Annotated in this window: 16 protein-coding genes; 9 read left to right on the top strand and 7 right to left on the bottom strand. The window is 66.4% G+C overall.

What is annotated here, in order from left to right:
* Positions 1-806: 806 nt before the first annotated feature.
* The 7 genes from TFU_RS06600 to TFU_RS16180 all read left to right on the top strand — a co-directional run bounded on the left by TFU_RS06600 (position 807) and on the right by TFU_RS16180 (position 5843).
* Positions 807-1385, top strand: coding sequence for an NADPH-dependent FMN reductase (locus TFU_RS06600; protein WP_011291762.1), 579 nt, complete (start codon positions 807-809; stop codon positions 1383-1385).
* A 395-nt stretch (positions 1386-1780) separates the two neighbouring features.
* Entirely contained in the window at positions 1781-2074 is a 294-nt protein-coding gene (locus TFU_RS15780; RefSeq protein WP_081430407.1) for a hypothetical protein, read from the top strand.
* A complete protein-coding gene (locus tag TFU_RS06605) occupies positions 2031-3551 on the top strand; it encodes a sensor histidine kinase (protein WP_370492579.1) in 1521 nt (506 codons plus the stop codon). The genes TFU_RS15780 and TFU_RS06605 overlap by 44 nt, the downstream gene beginning before the upstream one ends.
* Positions 3536-4195 (top strand): response regulator transcription factor, encoded by a 660-nt coding sequence (locus TFU_RS06610; protein WP_011291764.1) that lies wholly within the window; start codon positions 3536-3538, stop codon positions 4193-4195. Before TFU_RS06605 ends, TFU_RS06610 begins: the two co-directional genes overlap by 16 nt.
* Before the next feature lie 60 nt (positions 4196-4255).
* Positions 4256-4849 carry a DUF4956 domain-containing protein gene (locus TFU_RS06615; protein WP_370492582.1) on the top strand — a complete coding sequence of 198 codons (594 nt, stop codon included), beginning with the start codon at positions 4256-4258 and terminating at the stop codon, positions 4847-4849.
* Positions 4846-5601, top strand: a complete 756-nt coding sequence (locus TFU_RS06620) for a polyphosphate polymerase domain-containing protein (RefSeq protein ID WP_011291766.1) — start codon at positions 4846-4848, stop codon at positions 5599-5601. Before TFU_RS06615 ends, TFU_RS06620 begins: the two co-directional genes overlap by 4 nt.
* A gap of 83 nt (positions 5602-5684) precedes the next feature.
* Positions 5685-5843, top strand: a complete 159-nt coding sequence (locus TFU_RS16180; protein ID WP_169803302.1) for a hypothetical protein — start codon at positions 5685-5687, stop codon at positions 5841-5843.
* 3 nt (positions 5844-5846) lie between these two features.
* Here TFU_RS16180 and TFU_RS06625 read toward each other — a convergent pair whose 3' ends face one another.
* The 3 genes from TFU_RS06625 to TFU_RS06635 form a co-directional block, all read right to left on the bottom strand.
* Positions 5847-6734, bottom strand: a complete 888-nt coding sequence (locus TFU_RS06625; protein WP_011291767.1) for an alpha/beta fold hydrolase — start codon at positions 6732-6734, stop codon at positions 5847-5849.
* 201 nt (positions 6735-6935) lie between these two features.
* Entirely contained in the window at positions 6936-7769 is an 834-nt protein-coding gene (locus tag TFU_RS06630) for an RNA polymerase sigma factor SigF (protein ID WP_104612988.1), read from the bottom strand.
* A 370-nt stretch (positions 7770-8139) separates the two neighbouring features.
* Positions 8140-9018: a sulfotransferase gene (locus TFU_RS06635; RefSeq protein WP_011291769.1), complete on the bottom strand. Its 879-nt coding sequence runs from the start codon at positions 9016-9018 to the stop codon at positions 8140-8142.
* 195 nt (positions 9019-9213) lie between these two features.
* Between TFU_RS06635 and TFU_RS06640 the strand changes: the two genes are divergently transcribed.
* Complete coding sequence (locus TFU_RS06640) at positions 9214-9984, top strand: SIR2 family NAD-dependent protein deacylase (RefSeq protein ID WP_011291770.1); 771 nt, start codon at positions 9214-9216, stop codon at positions 9982-9984.
* 297 nt (positions 9985-10281) lie between these two features.
* On the opposite strand, the gene TFU_RS06645 is transcribed toward TFU_RS06640, so the two are convergent.
* Together TFU_RS06645 and TFU_RS06650 are read right to left on the bottom strand one after the other, a co-directional pair.
* Positions 10282-13215 carry an AAA family ATPase gene (locus TFU_RS06645; RefSeq protein ID WP_278360479.1) on the bottom strand — a complete coding sequence of 978 codons (2934 nt, stop codon included), beginning with the start codon at positions 13213-13215 and terminating at the stop codon, positions 10282-10284.
* Positions 13216-13407: 192 nt separating this feature from the next.
* Entirely contained in the window at positions 13408-16590 is a 3183-nt protein-coding gene (locus TFU_RS06650; protein ID WP_011291773.1) for an NACHT domain-containing protein, read from the bottom strand.
* A 126-nt stretch (positions 16591-16716) separates the two neighbouring features.
* On the opposite strand from TFU_RS06650, the gene TFU_RS06655 reads away from it, so the two are divergent.
* Positions 16717-17079, top strand: coding sequence for a VOC family protein (locus TFU_RS06655; RefSeq protein ID WP_011291774.1), 363 nt, complete (start codon positions 16717-16719; stop codon positions 17077-17079).
* A 222-nt stretch (positions 17080-17301) separates the two neighbouring features.
* On the opposite strand, the gene TFU_RS06660 is transcribed toward TFU_RS06655, so the two are convergent.
* Positions 17302-17976, bottom strand: a complete 675-nt coding sequence (locus TFU_RS06660) for a uracil-DNA glycosylase (protein ID WP_038043641.1) — start codon at positions 17974-17976, stop codon at positions 17302-17304.
* A gap of 62 nt (positions 17977-18038) precedes the next feature.
* On the bottom strand, positions 18039-19625 hold the full coding sequence (locus tag TFU_RS06665; RefSeq protein WP_011291776.1) for a serine/threonine-protein kinase: 1587 nt from the start codon (positions 19623-19625) through the stop codon (positions 18039-18041).
* Positions 19626-19858 lie beyond the last annotated feature (233 nt).

The raw sequence follows: 19858 nt of genomic DNA on the forward strand, positions 1-19858 counted from the left end.
ATCTCCTCGTTATCTGGATTGTGGGCGGCTTCGCTGCACACAACACTCTAGACCGTTTTCCCGAGCATCGTCCCCTCAATGGTGACATGAGGGCCGCCTGAATAACCGGGCCACACCACATGACTCCGCGGCCCCACCGTCAACCCGAACCCCGACACTTCTGGACAGCCATGCTGGACCCACCAGGCATGAGCCTGTTCGAACTTCTTCCACAGCCCGCAAGGACTTCCCCGCGCGATCCGCTCCAAGCAGACGCGTGTCCATGAGGGGGAGGGCCGACAGCCACACTGCCATACCACTCGCAGTAATCCGCGGTACGTACCGCCAGTGCGGATTGACGGCGCCGACGACTGTCTTCCTTGCCATGGGGCAGGTACGAGCGTCGTCAGCGAACTCGAAGAGAGCCGTCGGCCACGTCATGTGGGGGGGATATAGGCAATGGCTCCTTGAGGTGAAGTCATTTCTTGTTTTGGGGAAACATTCCTGTCGAATTTAAAACTGACAACAGTAGCGGCGTGTGTTGTTGCTGGTACGTGCCTAGTGGCAACGGTCGAAGCCCGGCGTAAAGAACAAATATTTGTTGACGCTGCCCGCCGAGTCTTACTCCATGGATTTCTGGGACGGGAGCGCGTCAGTTGCAGTATCAATGGGCTTTCGGTCTGTCGCTTTTTGTGCGGGGCGTGTCGACCAACGTCTTTGAACAAAGATTTGTTTTACGGGGGTAGGGAGTGGAAAGCACCGAACACCTCTGCCGAGGCACTCAGCGGGGAAGCGAGCCGGAACCCCGAGACACCTGAGGAGACAGCGTGACTGCACACGGCACACCAGACCACCAACCACTGCGCATCGTCACCGTCGTCGGCAGCCCCAGGGCTGGTTCCCGCACTCGCCTCGCCGCGGAAAGCCTTGCCAACGCGCTTGCTACCACCCTTGCAGAGAGCGGAACACCTGCGGAGACCGCGCCAACCATCGACCTGGCGGAATTGGCGTCAGGCCTCCTGGTTCCCTGGTCGCTGTCCGCGGAGGCTGCTGAAGCGGTGGCGACCGTGCAATCGTCCACCATCCTCCTGCTCGCCACCCCCACCTTCAAGGGGAGCATCACGGGCATCCTCAAACTCCTGCTCGACACCATCCCCTCCGGTGGCTTGGAGGGAGTGGTGGCGATTCCGGTGGCCATCGCGGGCGCACCCGCCCACCGCCACTTGGCAGAGATCGCCCTCCGCCCGATCCTCGCTGAACTCGGCGCTGCGACCCCAGTGCCGTCCTTCCTGCTCCTCGAGGAAGAACTAGGCGACGTGCAGTCCGCGGCGGACGACTACGCGACCGCCCACGCGCCAGTGGCCGCTGCGGTCGCACAGGCGCTGGCTGTGCGCCGAAAAGAGTGACCGCAGCCGCACGACACCACCCCGTAGCGGTGCGGTCCCAGCGTCCTCACGCAACAGACCACCAGCATCCCTGTTCCCTGTGCCCGCTGTGACGCCGACAGCGGGCACACCATTGTCCTCGGGAAAACCAGGCGTTCCCGCACTCCAACACAGTCCGCACCTAGGCATGCCGCTCCCGCTTCGCCTTCGAACCGCCATCCAACATCGTCTGCGCATGGCATCCCCGCGCTGACGGTTTTGTGCTGCCGCCAATCCCGGCGTGTCGGAAGCCACCGTGTCACAATCGGCCACAACCCGGGGAAAGACCCCTAAGGCCCGTCCTCACCTGCGAGGATGAAAAAAGCCTCATCTCTGTTTCATGGTGGTTCAAGGCATGCGCACCACGATAGGCAGACATGAAAGCCATATACCGAGGTGTCCTCCTCGCGTGTTTTTCCTTCATCGTGGTGTGGGCTGTGATTGCGGCCTTGCTGTGGCTGAGATCCAGTGCCGAACCACCGCCGCAACCACCCGGCCAGGTTGTCGTGGGCGAATCCGCGCCCTCCCGCAGTGTCTCGCCCGCCCCGGAACCGTCGCCGCCACAGTCAGTGGAAGCAACCAAGGACGACGTGGTAGCACCTCCCCCCGCCGTCACCGATGACGACGATGACGACGATGATGATGACGACGGCGACGACGATGACGACTGAACCCGCCCAGCCGCGCCGCCCATTCCGCATCCCCGCCCGGGTGCGGATCATGGCGTGGGTCGTCCTCCTGATGGCCGCGGTGCTGGTCTTGGTGAACTTCATCGTCTGGCAAACCCTGGAAACCGAGGTCAGCGAACGGGTTGACCGGGCACTCGACCAGGAGATCGCCGAGTTCGAAGAGTTCGCTGCCGCAGGCGTGGACCCCCGCACCGGCGCAAGCTTTACTGACCTCGACACCCTGTTCCGCGCCCACTTGAGCCGCCAATACCCCGACCGGCACGAGATCATCTTCGGCTACGTCGACGACGTCCCCGATGCCACCGTGCCTACCGGTCGTGTCCGTCAAGGACAAGAGCCCCTCTTCGACGTCTCCGCGGACCCGGCTGCTTTGGCCGACATCCTCACCGCACCCACGGGGCGCGGCACCGTGGACACCCCTGAAGGTGCGCTGCGCTGGGCCAAAATCCGCGTCAGCCCGCCCGAGGGGGTGGACGCACCCGAAGGATGGTTTGTCACCGGCTACTTCGTCGACGCCGACCGGGAAGAGGTCCACCGGTTCCTGCGTCTCCTCCTGCTGGTCAGTGCAGCCGGGCTTGTTGCTGCGGGCAGCGCCGCCTGGTGGGTTGCTGGACGCATCCTCGCCCCGGTGCGTCTCATCCGCCAAACCGCCGCGCAGATCACTGAAGAAGACCTCACCCGCCGGATCGACGTCACCGGCAACGACGACATCACCGCGCTCGCTGAACAGTTCAACGCCATGCTCGACCGGCTAGAGGAAGCGTTCTCCACCCAGCGGCGCTTCGTGGACGACGCCAGCCACGAACTCCGCACCCCTATCACCATCGTGCGCGGCCACCTGGAACTGATGGGGGACGATCCGGACGAGCGCCGCGAAGTCGTGCGGCTGGTCACCGACGAACTGGACCGCATGGCCCGCATCGTGGAAGACCTCCTCGTGCTTGCTCAAGCGCAACGCCCCGACTTCCTCCGCGTGGAAGACGTTTCTCTCGCCGAGTTGACCAGTGACATCGACGCTAAAGTGCGTGCCCTGGGCGACCGGGACTGGCGGCTCGACGAGATCGGGGAAGGCATCATCCGTGTCGACCCGCAGCGCATCACCCAAGCCATGGTGCAGCTCGCCAGTAATGCGGTCCGCCACAGCAGCTCGGGGGACACGATCGTCCTCGGCTCTTCCCTGACCGACGACGGCGGCCGCCGGACCGTCCGCCTGTGGGTTCGCGACTTCGGCCCCGGTATCGCCCCCGAAGACCAGGAGCGCATCTTCGAACGGTTCGCCCGCGCCGGCAGTCCGCGCGCTCACCGTCCCGGCGCCGGGTTGGGGCTCGCTATCGTCCGCGCGATCGCGGAAGCCCACCGCGGCACAGTCCACCTGGACTCGGCGCTGGGACGCGGCTCGACGTTCACCCTCATCCTCCCCGTGGATGAAAGGAGCACGGGCATATGGCACGCATCCTGATCGTCGAAGATGAAGACCGCATCGCCTCGTTCGTCCGCAAAGGGTTGAACGCGAACGGGTTCACCAGCACCGTGGTGGACCGCGCGGGCGCCGCCATCGACTATGCGCTCACCGGCAATTTCGACCTCATGGTTCTTGACCTGGGCCTGCCGGACGCTGACGGGTTCACGGTGCTGCGCCGGCTGCGTGAGGAAGGCAGCCGGCTGCCGATCATCATCCTCACTGCTCGCGACAGTGTGCGGGACACGGTGACCGGTCTGGAAACCGGTGCCGACGACTACATGACTAAACCGTTCCGCTTCGAAGAACTCCTTGCCCGTATCCGGTTGCGTATGCGGAGCGCGCACAACGCGGAAACAACCGTGCTCCACGCCGGTGACCTCGCCCTTGATCTGCGCACCCGCCGCGCCTCCACCCCTGAGGCCACTGTCGACTTGACGGCCCGCGAGTTCGCCCTGTTGGAACTGTTCCTCCGCCACCCAGGCCAGGTGCTGTCCCGCCAGCAGATTCTCTCCCACGTGTGGGGCTACGACTACGACCCCGGCTCCAACGTGGTCGACGTGTTCATCCGCGCGTTGCGGAAGAAGATCGGCGCCCACCGGATCGAAACCCTCCGCGGCATGGGATACCGGCTTGGCGGTTGATGAAAAACTCCTCATCAACCGCTCATGATCAATTCACGGCGGGTGCTCAGCATCGGAGCCATGAACATCTGGTTTGCGCTCGCTGTCGACTTGGTGGCCGTCGTCTTGCTCAGCTATGGCCTCTACTTTCGCCGTCACGGACGCCGGGATCTGCTGTTCGCTTTCATCGCCCTCAATGTGGGAGTGTTTGCGGCGATGGCGGCGATGATGACCGTCGGAGTGGGCCTTGCGGTGGGCTTTGGACTGTTCGGGGTGCTGTCGATCATCCGGTTGCGGTCGGACGCGGTCACCCAGACCGAGGTTGCCTACTACTTCACCGCGCTTGCGTTGGGACTGGTCGGCGCGCTGGGCCGGGAAATCCCCGTGATGGCAGTGAGCCTCACTGTTGTCCTGTTGGTCGCGGTGTTTGTTGCCGACCATCCGCGGATGCTGGCCCGCACCCGCAGGCAGACGGTCACTTTGGACGTGGTGCACCGCAACCCGGAGATGCTCCGCGCCGACTTGGAGCACCGCCTCGGCGGGAAAGTGAGCGCACTCACCGTCCTGGAAGTGGACTATGTCCGCGACCTCATGGTGGTGGACGTGCGGTTCCACGCCACCGGCTCCGAAGCGAAGCGGGAAACGTCCCGTCTGGTGGAAGAGGTGGCGCGGTGACGGCGGTGGCTGACGCGGCCGCGCTGCGTCCGCTGTCTCTTGCCGAGGTCAACGCTTTGGCGTCGCTGACTTTGCGCTCCTGCCGTAAATACGTGGTCCCTGCCCGGTTGCTGCCGGTTCTCGTCGGCCACCTGGCGCACGACTTCGGGGTGCTGTGCGAGGAGGGGCGTACCGCGTTCCGCTACTCTTCCACCTATTTCGACACGCCTGACCTGGTGACGTTCCGCCAGCACCGGCAGCAGCGGCGCCGCCGGTTCAAGATCCGCACCCGCAGCTACCTGGACTCGGGGCTGACCATGCTGGAAGTCAAGCTGAAAGGCGCCCGGGGGGTGACGGACAAGCGGCGCACCCCGCACGACGGGCGTCCGGACGAGTTGACGCCTGCCGCCGCCCGTTTTCTGGGCGAGGTGCTGTACGACTACGGGGCCGCAGTCCCGCGGCCCCTCACCGCTGTGGCGGTCACCGACTACCAGCGCACCACCCTGGTGGCGTTGTCCGGGACGGAACGCATTACCTGCGACACGGGGCTTGTGTGTTGGCATGCCGGGCAGGAGGTGCGGATGCGGGACGACGTGGTCTTGCTGGAGGTGAAGACCCGCCGTGGGATCACCGCGACAGAACGGCTGCTGCACTGCCACGGGGTGCGCGCGGTGAGTTTCAGCAAGTATGCGGCGGCTATAGCCGTGGTCAACCCGGTGATGGGTGCCAACCGGTGGAGCCGGGTGCTGCGCTCGTGCTTTTCCGGTTATTAGCCTTCCGCCGGGGCGCCGCGGCAGAGGGCGGGGAAAGGCCGGGGTTAGCGGGAATCTGGGCGGGCCGCATTTAGGATGGCCTCATGGGAGCACTCGGAATTCCGGAACTCGCTGTCCTCGTCCTGATCATGGCGGTGCCGGCCGCTATTTTCCTGGCTGGTGTCGTGTTCACGGTCCGTATTGCCCGCCATGGCGCCCCGGCGGTTCTTGCCCGGGCCCGGCGCCGCCGCGACATCCGCTGACCTCTATCCGGTTGCGGGTTCAGCGTCGAACGCGGTGACGAGCTGCCGGATCGCGTCGACCAGTTCCAGCGGGCGGTCGAACATCAGGTGGTGGTAGCCGCCGGGGATTTCGAGGTAGGAGGAGGAAGGGCGCTGCGGGCCGCCTTTCACGAAAGCCGCCAGCCGTTCCCGGTCCTCTGCGGACACCACGCCGTGTTCGGCGATGATCACCCCGAACGGGCAGCGCACCCGGTCCATGCCCGCCCCCAGGTCCGCGGGGCGGTCCGCCTGCCCGTCCGCGAAGATCCGCGGGTCGAACTTGAACGTCCACCCGTCTCCCGTGTCGGTGACACTGTGTTCGCCGACGTGGCGGACGAGACGCGGTTCGGCTGTCGGCTGTTCGGGAAGCGGCCGGAACCGGGCTACGGCCTCCTCCCGGGTGGCGTAGCGGCGGTGCCGCCCGTAGGTGCGGTGGGCGCTGCCGCCCCGGTGGTGGAGCGGTGCGTCGACCGCGATCGCTCCTGCCAGGTCAGCGTCTGGCTGCTGGGCGGCGAACATGGTCACCATGCCGCCCATGGAATGGCCGATGAGCACGGGCCGGGTAGTGGACGCTACCGCGTGGGCCACGGCGAGCGCTTCGTGTGCCCATAACGCGAAACGGTATTCGTCGCGGCGGCCGCTGTCGCCGTGGCCGGACAAGTCCACGGCGACCACCCGGTGGGTGTCGGCAAGCAGTGGGGCGGTGAAACTCCACCACCATGCGTGTGCGGCGCCGCCGTGCAGGAAAACCAGCGGCTGCCGGTCCGGGTCGCCCCACGACAGCCAGGAAATGTCACAGCCCGCTACCCGAGTGCTTCCCTTGTCGGGTTGCCTTGTGAGCGCCTCGGCCACCGGTCCCGGAAGCTCCGACATTGCCACCCCTGTTGCGGTCCATCCGTGTAGGCCCGCTGTCTGGATCTCCCACGCCACGGGAATCCGAACAGCGTTCGGATGAAACGATAGCCATTGGCGTTTCCGGGACGCACAGCGCCTCGGCAGATGACAGGGGCGGCCCTGCCGCGGGGACATCCGCACCCGGATGTCCCACGGCGCAGACCAGGCGGCCGCAGCAGCTTAGGAGAGGAGCTCGCGGCGCAGCTGCCGCAGGGTCTGCGACAGCAGGCGGGACACGTGCATCTGGGACAGGCCCACGTCAGCAGCGATCTCGCTCTGTGTCTTATTGCCGAAGAACCGCAGCAGGATCACGCGGCGTTCCCGCTCCGGCAGTCGGTCCAACGCGTCTTTCAGCGACGTCTTGTCGACCACGGTCTCCAAGTCGCCGTCGGCCACCCCCAGCGTGTCGCCGAGCGCGGACTCGTCCTCGGTGTCACCGAACGGCGTATCCAAGGAGAGCGCACTGTAGGCCGAGGACGCGTCGATCAGTTCGATCGCGGACTCGAGGTCCATTTCCAAAGCGTCCGCGATCTCCCGGGTGGTGGGAGTGCGTCCGTGTTTCTGGGTGAACTCGGCGATCACCCGGTTGAGTTCGCTGCGCCGCTCCTGGTGTACGCGCGGCACGCGCACCGCCCACGTCGTGTCCCGGAAGTGCCGTTTCAACTCGCCGGTGACCATGGGCAGCAGGTAGGCGACAAACGGTTTGCCATAGGACGGGTCGAAGCCCTTGATGGCTTTCATCAGGCCGAGCATGCCGACCTGGTAGAGGTCGTCCATGGGTTCGCCACGGTTGCGGTAGCGGCGCGCCTCACGGCGGACGAGCGGCATGTACAGCCGTACCAGTTCGTCACGGATCCGCGCACTGGTCTCCTCATCGTCCTGATGGTCGGCCAGTGCGGCCAACAGCCGCTCCGCCTGTCCAGTGGGGCGGGACTGGGGCGCAGGGGGTCGAACCACCCCACCGCGCCGGTGGGCGGGGCTACGGCGGCGTGCCGTTGTGCTGTTGGTGGTCATGTCGACCTCCTCATCGCGGGCTTGGTTCAGCAGGACCGCTCCGACGGCGGCCCCGGTGAGAGGGCCGGTGCCGCTGTCCTCCCGATGAGGCACAGCCTCGGCGGAGCGGACAAGACCGCCTTATCCGTACCTGTCACTCGCCATGCCCCCAGCATCAGGTCACAAACACATCACAAGGACAAGTCTGGTGAAGTGGGAGATATCGCCCGTAACGGAAGGCGGAATCCCGGTGTCTGCGCTGCTCACCACGGCACTCCACCCCGCTTGAGGCGTGCCGTGACAACCGTCACCCCACGGCCAAGCCCACGGCGAGCACCGGTGCGCAGCGAAGAAAACACGATGCGGCCCGCCCGCCGACGGCCGCCGCAGGTCACAGGTAGCCGAGCCGACTCAACTCGGGGCGGGCCGTCGCCACCACGTCGGCGCGCTGCTGGGAGTCCAACCGGGTCCGCCACGACCCGGTGCCGTCATCGTCCGTGCGTACCAGCGCCACGGCCGACACCCGCGCGTCCACAAACTCCGACAAGCGTTGGGCGACCTCGATCTCTTTGCCAGGAATCTCCTCGTAGCGCACGGTCATCAACCGGTCCGTGGACAGTTCCGCGCGCAGCCGAGCCGACAACCGCACCGCGCTGCGCCACCGCAGCGCACACTTGGCCGCCAACGACAGGTTCGGATACTCCTCCCGCTCCTCCTCCGTCTCCACCCCGAAAAACGGGTGGGGGAACTCCTCGTCCACGTTGGCGATTCCGGGACGAAGCCACGCAAGCTGACTCTCATCGTCCAACATGTCCGCGACCACGTCCCGCCCGTCCCGGATCACCTGGATGAACACGGCATCGCTGAACGCCCGCGCCAGTGCGGTGGCGCTGTACAGCAGGTCCGGGCCCGCATCCCCGTAACGGTGGGCTTCCGCGGCATGCCGGCACGGCTCCACCGCCTCCCGCGGGGACACCGCCAACCCGCGGCAGCGGACACACGTGGCGGGGGTGAGAATCCACGACTCCGCCAACGCGTCCCGCAGCAAGACAGCGGTCCCCGACTCTCGGGTATGCACCATCGACGGCTGCCGCGCCACGGCATGCACCGCCTCCATCACCGTGGGATGGCCCCCGCCCACGTAAAACCCGGGAACACTGCGCAACGCGCGGGCAATGAGATCCACCCCGGAGTGGGGTGCGCCCAACACGAAGACGGGACGCTGAATCTTCGTCCCGTTGACCATGAGAATGTGCGGCGGCTGTTTCATATGGGGCCTGATTTTGTCATGTTTGGGATGTTTGGCGGAGCGGTGTCCCCAAGCAGCCCACTGTGGCACGAGCACGGCCTGGCCGCGACTAGGGTGGGATCGGCATACCCGCACCAGACCATCACCGGGCCTCGGTTTGACCCCCAGCCGAGGCCACCGAACCGCGCGGTCCCACTCGACACGAAGGGGAAAGCCGTGGCTGCCACCGTGAACATCAGCGACGTCGGACAATGGTTCGCCGAAAGCGAGCGGACGACGGTGCTCACCGGGGCCGGGATCTCCACTGCCTCAGGCATCCCCGACTTCCGGGGACCTCAAGGCCTGTGGACCCGCAACCCGGGGGCCGCCGCCATGTTCGACATCGACATCTACCGCTCCGACGTCAACGTGCGGCGCGAAGTATGGCGGATGCGCCGCGACAGTCCCGCACTCACCGCGGAACCCAACGACGCCCACCGGGCCCTCGTCGACCTGGACCGGACCGGGCGGCTGCTCGCCGTCATCACCCAGAACATCGACGGCCTGCACCAGAAAGCCGGGCTAGCCCCCGAACGCGTCCTCGAAGTGCATGGCACCATCCACGAAGTGGAATGCCTGTCGTGCGGCCGGCGCGTCCCCACCCCCGACGTGCTCGCCCGCCTCGACGAAGAATCCGACCCCCGCTGCCTCGCCTGCGGCGGCATCCAGAAAGCCGCCACGATCTCCTTCGGGCAGCGTCTCGACCCGGACGTGTTGGACGCCGCCATCACCGCTGCTAAAGACTGCGACCTGTTCCTCACCGTCGGCACCTCGCTCACCGTCCACCCGGTGGCGGGCCTGTGCGACATCGCCCGCGAACACGGCGCCCGACTCGTGATCATCAACGCCGAACCCACCCCCTACGACGAGGTGGCCGACGCTGTCCTCCGCGACCCCGTGGAAACCGTCCTCCCGGAGCTCGTCCAGCGAGCAGTATCCACCGCCTGACCTCGCCCCGGGCATGGTGACGGCCCCGGGAAGCGGCTTCCCGGAGCCGTCACCACGCCCGCGACCTACAGGTCGACGTCGAAGAGGATCTCCAAGGTTTCCTCAACGATCTCCTCGGTGTCGCCTTCGACCACGGCTTCAGCGAGCTCGAACACGTCCTCGGGGTCCACGGCATCCTCTTTCTCGGCGATCCCACACAGTGACGTATCAGAAATAGCAGCGGCCGCTCCCACGCCACTACCGTCCGGAAGAACTATTTCCCCACGCTCACCGACCGTGACCGGGATGGGACTCGGGTCACCAGCGGCCCGCCAGCACGTCACGGATCGCCGTCACATGCTCGTTGTGCTCCTCCGCCAACCGGCGCACCGACGCCCGCGCACTCCGTGCCACCCCCACCGGGCGTACATACCGGGCCACGAGCGGCACCAGACGCGCTCCCAACCGGTGGGTGTGCCCCCGCAACTGCCGTAGCAGGAACACGATGAACCGCAGCCGGTTATCAGAATCCAGCATGGCCGCCAAAGAGAACGCCCGATCGTAGTAGGACACCAAGTCCTCGTCCGACGTCTCCGCCGCGGTGAACGCCAACGCCAGCACCGCGTACGCGTCCGACACCTCCCCGGCAGCACGGGCCGTCACATCCCCGCCGAACAAACGGATCAGCGGGGACAAGGCGTGCAGCAACTGCTGGGTGCCGCTGTCCGCCAGCAGCGCCGCATCCCGCGCCACCTCACCCAGATAGGTCTGCGCCCCCGGATCCGGGTCAAGCGGCAGCCCTTCACAGGGGTAGACGACCAGCCCGCCACGGCTGTCCTCGTGCACGCGCAGCGACTCCGCCAGACTGGCCCACTGCTCCGGCGGCAACTGGGACCGCCACAGGTGCGCCAGCGACCGCCACCGCCGCACCGCGCCCGCCCCGAACAGCTCCCGCAGCGGCACCGCCCCGCCGTGCACCCCCATGAGCACCAGCAGCAGGTTCGCGGTGTAGATCGCGTCCCGGCATGCCGCCCCCAACTCAACAGGACGGTAGCCGGCGTAGTGCGCCTCCCGCCGGTGCCGTCCCGCCTCCCGCAACAGCTCAGCCAAGACCAGCCGCAGCTCGTCACGGACATGCGGGGCCAGCAACCGCAACCGGTCCGCAAGGAACCGGAGCACCTCCCCGGACACGGACAGCGGCGTAAATGACAGCAGGGCGTACAGGAACGAGTCGTCCACCGGCGCGGGACGGATCGACCGCAACTCCCGCATCCGCGCCTCAGCCAGCTCCGCCAGCTCTTCAGCGACGAGCCGCGCCACCAGGTAGTCGCCGAGCACCGGGTCGGTGAACGCCAACCCGGTCGGCGCCCCCTCCGCCGGAGGAGTCTCCCCTACACACGGCAACCGCAGCGGATCCAACGGCCGCGCATAGTGGGGCGGCCACCGCACCAGCGCGTCCCGGTCCGCGGCCACCGTCGCCCCGTCCACCACCTCACCGCCCCGGTGGAACAGCGACAATGCGAGCAACGACGCGGTGAGCAGTGCCTGTTCGATCCGCCCCGACCGGACTTCCGGGTCGCTTTCCGCTTCCGCGGGCCGCTCGGTCGCCACCGGATCCGCCCGGTCCGTGGAGTCGGCGAGCATACGCAGCCACCGCTCATACAACGCGGTTTCGCGCAGCGGCGCATTCACCCGGCGCAACGCGTTACCCACCCCGTCGTAGAGGGCCAACATCAGCAGGAACAGGGGACGCCGCGCCAACGGGAAGTGCGCCTCCACCGTCTCCCAGTCCAAAGACGCCACCCCGTGGTGGTGGAAGTAGCTGGAGTTCACCCGATTCCAGATCGACAACCAGGTGGCGAGCTGCGCGTCAGTGAAATCCTCCAACCGCAGCACCACGCTCCCCAACGGGAACCGCATCCGTGCCGCCGTCGAGTCACGGCAGGTCACCACCACCGCCACCGGGTCCGGGCCCGCGGCACGCTCCCGCTGGAACCGCGTCACACCGGCCAACAGGTCGCTGCGGGACGCCAACGACCGGGTGGTGACCTCCTCCAACCCGTCGAGGATCAGCACCGGCAGCGCATCACAGTTGCCGCCCCCGGCCGCCGCCAACGCTTCAGCGAACCGGTCCGCCAGCACCCGGTCGTACCCGTCGGCGGGCAGGTTGCGGCCGCTGACCCGCACCGCCGTGAAATCGCTGTCGGGCAGCCGCGCCGCCAGCACCGACGCCAACGCGGACTTCCCGGACCCCGGCGGCCCCACCACGATGAGCGGATGGGTGAGAGCCCGGGGGGACGTGACATACCCGAGCAGGAATTCCGCGAGATCGTCGCGGACTTCGGTGTGCTCCTCCCACCACGCCGCATCGTGGGGACGCGCGTGCGCGGTGATCTCAGTGACCCGGAAACACGGGTTGATGTAGGAGATGGACAGCGGGGGGATATGGGTGCCGCCCGTGTGCCGGACCGGCGGCACGTTGAGCCGCTCCTCGTGGGCGCGGGCCAGTGCGCCCCGCACCGCGCTCGGCACCCGCCCCGTGCTGATCGACTGCAACCGGTGCTGCAACCGGGACAGCCCCATAGGCACGTCCGTCACCGATGTGCGAGCCCGGACCATCGACAAGCTCGCCCACGCCCCGAACTCGGGGAAGCTCGCAGCGAGCTTGTCCCGCAGTTCTTCATAGCGGCGCACACACCGGTCTGCGAGCGAAGCACCGAGCCGTTCCGTAATCGCTCTGCGCTGCGACTCGTCGAGCTCCTCCCACAGCGGCATGCCGCGCAGCACCGACGGCAACTGTTTGCAGCGGCGCAGGTAGAAGCGGCGCACCCGGGCCCGCCCGTCGGCGGTGCTGCGCTGCGGGCGGGGGAGCGGCGGCGCGGACGCCACCAGCAGCGCCACGAACTCGCCGAGCCGTTTGCGGTCCGCTACGCCTGCGGCAGCGTCGTCCAGCCCGTTGTCCAACCGGAACGGGAGTTCTGTGTCGTCGAGGGATTCGAAGAACGCGGTGACGACGATAGCGCTGTGCGCGGCGGCAATGTAGCGGGTGCGCTCCACCCGGGTGAGCAGGTGGGCTTCCCGGTCCAAGCGGTTGAGTGCCTGGTGGGTGAACCCTACGAGTTCGGTGCGCGCGGCGAGAAGGTCAGTGGCTTCGTCAGCAACAAGTTGGTCGATCAACTCGACCACGTCCGGATCGTCGGCACCCAAAAGCCGGATCGCATCGCAGTATCGGACGGGTTCGCGCAATGCCACCACCGAAGTTCGCCAAAGTGCCCGGCACCGCAGAACGGCTGCCGGCAGCAGGCTACCGAGTCCCGGCAACCATCATGGCCCTCCATAGGGGCCGCCCGGGGCTTTTTAGGATTTTTCGTGATAACGGAACGGGTACGAGACGGTGAAGAGCTATTGCGAGCGTCGTTGCAATAGCGTTTTCGGATATCGCTACTAGCTAGTAGCAAGGTCTAAGACCCGGTCGATGACCGAAGGGTCGTTCAGATGAGGGCGGAGCGTCTCCAATACCGGCTCGAGGAGTTTCCGTTTGGGCATGACCTTTTCAACGCGGTGCAAGTGGGCCTCGATGATCACACGCAAGTTTTGGTAAACCTCCCGAAACACGGGATCTGTGGTCGCATCCTGTATGGCAGCGAGTTCTTCCCCAGCCTGGCGTAGGGCTGCCCATTCGTGGCGGCCTAGTACAAATCCCCTGCTGAGGGACCACTCCAAGATCCGCTGGTAGCGGAAGAGTCGGCTTGCAGCGGTCTCCGGGACCCCACAAGGGCCCAGCCGGAGTTCGAGGATGTCGCTGCTCGGCATCCACGAGACCGGAATAGGAAGGTGAGCGTCTTCAGCTTCTTCCTCGTCAGGATCCGAGTAGACAGCTTCCTCCATAGCCCAGGTTCCTATGGTGGATCCCCCATGCTCCAAATAGGGGCCCACCATGAGCACCAGGCGTGCCGACCACCCCTGCATGAGGAGGCTTACAGAGCGCAGCATGCGCGAAGTCTCATTGGGGTAGGGCACCGTGAGCCGGTACGGGTTAGTGATCTCCAACCGTCCGCTGGCGTTGACCCGCAGCTCGAAGCCCACGCATTCGCCGACATTCACGGGTGTCCGCTGTTCTCGGCAGAGCAAGGCACGCGGCGTCTCGTCCTCACCCCAGTGCCCCAGGTGACGCATCCGTACCGTGTCCAACAAGCCGTACCAGTCATCACCGGGCAGGGACCGCCACGTTCCGACCAGTTCTCGCCAGGGCAGCCAGGGAGGCCCGGAGTCAGGAAACAGTTCGGACAGGTCAATCTCGTCGGCGATGAGCACAAGCAGAGTGACGAGGTTAGCGGTGTAGGCAGCAAGACGGTGCGTGATGGTCGCCTTAAAGGGCTGGTAATCCCGCTTCGGGAAGGGACGCGGATAAGGAGCCTCCCGGAACATGTCCACCAACAGGGAGCGGTATGCGGCGCGTTCCCGGGCATCGGCGGCTTTCACAGCGAGCAGTTCCGCGGCAGATTCAACGATGGCTGCGCGTCCCGCGAGTGCGGCAAACGAGGTGAAGGCGTAGAAGAGGAAGTCGCTGTTCTCCGGGAGCGGGGCGCGCCTACGCGCGTAGTAGGCGCGGTCCTCGACCAAGCGGGCGAGTTCATTGACGACGGCCCGCGCGACCAGGTGCTCCCCGAACGTGGCGTGGAGGAACTCGTAGACGCTGCGAGTATCTCCCTGTTGAATGGCGCGTGCTTCGTGTACGAAGAAGAACCGGCCCAGGACTTGATGAGACGTCGTGATATGACCGCTTAATCCAGTTTCTTCGGCATGGACCCCGGCTCCGGGAAACAGTGCTGCCAGGTCGGCTTCCAATTGCTCGGCACTCACCCACTGCTGGTGGCGAGCGAACATTGCGATGGCCACGACTTCGAGGCTGCGCAGTTCATCTTCGACAGCCTGAGCCAACTCCTCTCCGTACAGGTGAGGATGGTGTTTGCGGACCTCGCGTTCCGCAAATGAAGTCAGGAGCTTCTCATAGAGGCCTGCCCGACCTAGGTCGGCAGTCTCCCGCTGGAGTGCGTTCGCATCGGCGTCGAAGATCAGCAGCATGAAGAGCAGCAGCGGCTGCTCCGCAAGGTCTCGGTAGCGCAGCAGACTGTCGGCAGTGATCGGGTGCAAGCCCCGCTCGGCTAGCGCGGCAGTATTGGCCCGATTCCAGACGTCTGTCAGATGGGCGATCTGCGCGTCGGTGAACGGCTCCAGACGAATCACCGGTATCCCGAAGGGGAAGCGGGTGCGTTCAGCTACCACGGTTCGGCTAGTGACGATCACAGCAACGGGACGACCCAGGTCGGCTTGGTGCTCCTGGAAGCGTTGCACCTGTTCGAGGTAGTCGGACCGGTTGACCCCGGTGGCTTGGAGGAGTTCGTCGAAGCCGTCGAGGATCACCACGGGCAGCGCATCCTGGGCTTCGTCGGCCAGATCCCGCCATGAGGTGCGGGCGTGCAAGGTTGCGGAGATTCCCTCGTCGATCTGGGTGTGGATGGGAGCATCAGCGGGAACCGAGCGCAGTTCCACGCGCAACGGCAGGAAGTTCCCGAGCGGCAGCCGAGCAGCAAGCATCCGGGTGAGCTGTGACTTGCCTGCCCCGGGATGGCCGAGTAGAACGATCGGCCGCAGCAGGCATTCGCGCTGGGTGAGCAGCGACGCCAACAGGGGCTGCAAGTTGTCGTATCGGGTGGCTTCGTGCCACCACGCCTCAGACGAAGGGGTGGCGTTCTCGTCGGTGAATCGGAGAAGACCTCCCAGGTCCAGGTAGGCGTCGCGCACCGATGGCAGAACGACCCCATTGGGGGCTTCACTGGCGTCGAGTATTGGTTTGTCCAGTATCGCCTGGTAGAGGTTTTCCAGTTCGGTAAGTCGGCGTCGACTCCGGGATGTCGTCAGTTTCTGGAGTATTTGGGCTAGTTCATCCAGTCCGGTGCTGATTTCCGTAATCTGCTCCTGGGTTTTCTCATGAGCAGAAAAATTGGCCCACACCCCGAATTCCGGAACGTCCGCGGCGAGCTTTCGGTACAGCTCGATATGGCGGCGGCACGCTCGCGAAGGGAGTTCTTCCAGAGTCTCAGTGACGCGAGTGCGTTCAGCGTCGTCGAGACGATCCCACACCTCGAGTCCGCGGAGGAACAGAAGGAGGACGCCTGCGGCCTTACGGTAAGGCGTGGCCAGCTCAGGGCCGCCCGACGCTGGAGGCAGCGTCGGCGTGTCCTGCTCGATCCCGCGCAGCACATCGGAGAACAGGCGGTACTGCTCGTTCCGGGTGAAACGCAGGTCCCGCAGCGTGAACGGGCAATGGTGCTGCTCCAGGAGCTCCGCTAACGCGTTGAAGAACGCGGTGATCCGCAGGATCAGGTCAGCGGCGGCGACACGTTCGGTGCGGTCCCACCGGCTGACCCCGGTGAGTTTCTCCCGGATGCCGGTTATGGCGTTTTGGCCGTGTCGGATCAGGCGATCGTGCAACCCCAGCACGTCTGGGACACCCAGCGCGCTCAGGGTCCCTTTGGTGAGTGCTTCTCCTAATTCCCCGAGGGACGAGCCGTCTTCCCCGCCGAGGATCCGCAGGGCGTCGGTATAGGAGAGGGTTTTCTTCACTACGATGCTGCCTTCCGACGATGGCGTGGGAGGGGCTCTCTATTGTGGCGTTTCCGTGACGGTTGCCCAAATTCCATGATGGGCACAAGCTCATGCGGCTGCGTCCACTTTTGGAAGGAAATAGGAATGCGATCGGTGATCCGGGCAGTGACCTTCGACTGCGCTGATCCCTACGCGCTGGCCGAATTCTGGGCGGGAGCGCTGGGCGCCGTGATCGCTCCGGGGAGCAGGCCCGGTGATGCCCGGGTGTGCGTGGACACCCCCGACGGTCAGCCGAAGCTCACGTTTCAGCGGGTACCGGAGAGCAAAATGGTGAAAAACCGGCTCCACTTGGATTTGAGTCCGGTGGAAGACGACCGGGACAAGGAGATCAACCGGCTCATCCAATTGGGCGCCACTTTCGTGGTCGACACCCGCACACCCGACGGCGAGGGGACCGTGGTGCTCGCCGACCCTGAAGGCAACGAACTGTGCGTGACCTCCCCCTGACCGGGAACGGGACTCCGCACGTCCCGCACGCGGGGATTCCTGGCGAACCCTGCTGGCCAGGGGGAGGCTGCGGTCCACGGGGCCTGCTTCCGCACGGGCAGAACGTGCCGCCGCGGACCTTCTGCTGTTTCGGCTGGGGTGCGAGGGCAGATCGGGCGGTACCCTTCACTACCCCAGCCAGCAAGGCTTCCTCGCGCCTAGGGCCGCAGCCCTTGGACTCGGCTAGGGCAGCCGCCAGTCCATGGGTTCGGCGCCCTGCTGTTCCAGCAGGGCATTGGCGCGGCTGAACGGGCGGGAACCGAAGAAGCCGTGGTGCGCCGACATGGGGCTGGGGTGGGCGGACTCTACGCACGGCACGTCCGGCATGAGCGGGCGTAGGCTGCGCGCGTCCCGGCCCCACAGGATGGCCACGAGTGGTTTGCCGCGGGCAGCGAGGGCGCGGATCGCCTGGTCGGTGACGGCTTCCCAGCCTTTGCCGCGGTGCGATCCCGGTTTGCGCGGGGTCACGGTCAGCACCCTGTTGAGCAGCAGCACGCCGCGTTCCGCCCACGGGGTGAGGTCCCCGCTGGACGGCATCGGATACCCGAGGTCTTGGGTGTATTCGAGGAAAATGTTGCGCAGGCTGCCCGGCAGGCGGCGCACTTCGGGGGAGACGGAGAAGCTCAGCCCGACAGCGTGCCCCGGCGTGGGGTAGGGGTCCTGGCCGACAAGGAGCACCCGCACTTGGTCGAAAGGCTGCTGGAAGGCGCGCAGCACGTTCTCCCCAGCAGGCAGGTAGGTGCGGCCTTCGGCCACCTCCTGCCGCAGAAAGTCACCCATCTGCGCGATACGGTCGGCCACGGGCTCCAGTGCCTCGGCCCACCCGCTCTCCATGATTTCGTGCAACGGTCGTGGCATGGCGGAAACCATAGCGGCGGGCTAAGACAACAGCGGCGGTTTCGCGCCAAGTCGGACACTGGTCACAGTTCAGTGGTGGAGCGCAGCCAGCGGGTCAGCCGCTGCCGCAGCGGGTGGGGCGGTGGTCGGCCGTCCAGCCGCGTGCTCTCCCTGAACCGGTTGGGGTGGGGCGGCTCCGCGCCAGCCGTCTCTGATGCGAAAGCAGCGGCCGCATCCAGGTAGTGGTGGACGATCTGGAGCGCGGGAGTGTGGGCACCAAGCTGCTGCTCTAGTGCGGCGGCGAGATCCCGCAGCAGTTTTTCGGCGCCCGTGAAATCGCCTGCTTCGGCAAGGTCCACGGCGTAAAACAGCCGAGGGTGGAGAAGGCGGGCGGCCTGCGGCCCGTACTGGGCGGTCAGCGCGTCAACGAGTTCGCTGCGGAGGACCGCGGCTTCGGCCCGGCGCCCCGCCTGCTCGGTGGCGGCAGCGAGATGGTGCCGGGCAGCGTACGTTTCCGGGTGGGCATGGCCGTAGATCCGGTCCAGGTCAGCGACGAGAGTGTCGAAGAGGGCGGCGGCCCGCTCCGGGTCCCCGGCTCGGCTGGTGAGGGAAGCGTGGCGACGGCGGGCCTCCAACGTGGCGGGATGGTCAGCCCCGTAGATGGCGGCGAGCTCGCCGAGGAGGGCACCGATCCGCTGCGCTGCTGCAGCGGCCTGCCCCGCTGCAGCGAGACGTTCTGCTTCCACCCAGCTCTGCTCGAGCCGTCGCATCTGGGCCTCCCGCGACGCTGATTCGGTCGGGGAGGCCGCTGAGGCTGGGGGAGAGGTGCCAGACAGGGACAGCAGCCGGTCACGGACCCACAGGGCGTTGTCTGGCCGCTGGCCGGGGTCTTTTGCGAGCAGCATGAGCACGAGCTCCGCGAGTTCCGCTGGCACGTCGGGGCGCAGCTCAGCCGGGTTGGGCGGAGGTTCCGTCAAGTGCATGCGCAGCACCGGCATCGGTTCGGCGGCGTGGAACGGGGGCTGCCCGGTGAGCATGTGGAACAGCACCGCCCCGAAGGAGTACAGGTCGCTGAAGGCCCCCACGGGAAGCATTTGGATCTGCTCGGGCGACACGTACAAGGGGGTGCCGAACGGTTCCCCGGTGGGCGGCAGGGTGCGCTGGTGCAACGCGGCTTCGTGGAATCCCGCGATGCCGAAGTCCACGAGTTTGACGGTGCCTCCGTCAGGGGCGTCCGCGTCCACCACCATGAGGTTGCTGGGTTTGATGTCACGGTGGACCACGCCGACCGCGTGCGCGGCGGCCAGTCCCGCGCACACGTGGGCGCCCCACCGCACCGCTAATTCCACGGGGAGGCGTCCCCGTTCGCGCAGCAGGGCGCTCAACGAGCAGCCGGTGACGAGTTCCATGACCGTGTACACGGTGTCCCCGTCGGTGCCGTAGTCGTAGAGGATGACGATGTTGGGGTGTCCGGCGAGTCGTGCGGTCACTTGCGCTTCCCGGCGGAAGAGGGCGACGGCTTCGTCGTCTACGCTCGCCCCCGGGTGGATGAGTTTGATCGCCACTGTGCGGCCTAGCCGTTCGTCGTGGCCGCGCCAGACTTCTCCCATGCCTCCAGAGCCCAGTCGTTCGACGAGCCGGTAGCGGCCGTCTAGTACCTGCCCTGTCACGTCAGCCCTCCAGCGGGAGCCTGCGGGGTGTGCTCAACCTATTCAGTCAGATCCGACGGGCGGGCCGTGTGTTCGGTGCCGCACCCCGGTTACTGGGGAGTCGGTGTGCCGTCGTCGGGACATGCCAGGACTACTGTGACACTCGAGATAGGTTCAAAAGCGTCCGGAATTGGTAGCAAAACGCTCCTGCCTGGCTGCAGGGCGGAAGGGGAAGCTGAGGTGGCGTGGCGCCG

Source organism: Thermobifida fusca YX, assembly GCF_000012405.1.
Lineage (GTDB): Bacteria > Actinomycetota > Actinomycetes > Streptosporangiales > Streptosporangiaceae > Thermobifida > Thermobifida fusca.

Excerpts from the sequence above, each read along its gene's own strand:
- TFU_RS15780 (WP_081430407.1), top strand. The coding sequence starts at position 1,781 with ATGAAAGCCATATACCGAGGTGTCCTCCTCGCGTGTTTTTCCTTCATC.
- TFU_RS06605 (WP_370492579.1), top strand. The coding sequence starts at position 2,031 with ATGACGACGATGATGATGACGACGGCGACGACGATGACGACTGAACCC.
- TFU_RS06610 (WP_011291764.1), top strand. The coding sequence starts at position 3,536 with ATGGCACGCATCCTGATCGTCGAAGATGAAGACCGCATCGCCTCGTTC.
- TFU_RS06615 (WP_370492582.1), top strand. The coding sequence starts at position 4,256 with ATGAACATCTGGTTTGCGCTCGCTGTCGACTTGGTGGCCGTCGTCTTG.
- TFU_RS16180 (WP_169803302.1), top strand. The coding sequence starts at position 5,685 with ATGGGAGCACTCGGAATTCCGGAACTCGCTGTCCTCGTCCTGATCATG.
- TFU_RS06625 (WP_011291767.1), bottom strand. The coding sequence starts at position 6,734 with ATGTCGGAGCTTCCGGGACCGGTGGCCGAGGCGCTCACAAGGCAACCC.
- TFU_RS06630 (WP_104612988.1), bottom strand. The coding sequence starts at position 7,769 with ATGACCACCAACAGCACAACGGCACGCCGCCGTAGCCCCGCCCACCGG.
- TFU_RS06635 (WP_011291769.1), bottom strand. The coding sequence starts at position 9,018 with ATGAAACAGCCGCCGCACATTCTCATGGTCAACGGGACGAAGATTCAG.
- TFU_RS06655 (WP_011291774.1), top strand. The coding sequence starts at position 16,717 with ATGCGATCGGTGATCCGGGCAGTGACCTTCGACTGCGCTGATCCCTAC.
- TFU_RS06660 (WP_038043641.1), bottom strand. The coding sequence starts at position 17,976 with ATGCCACGACCGTTGCACGAAATCATGGAGAGCGGGTGGGCCGAGGCA.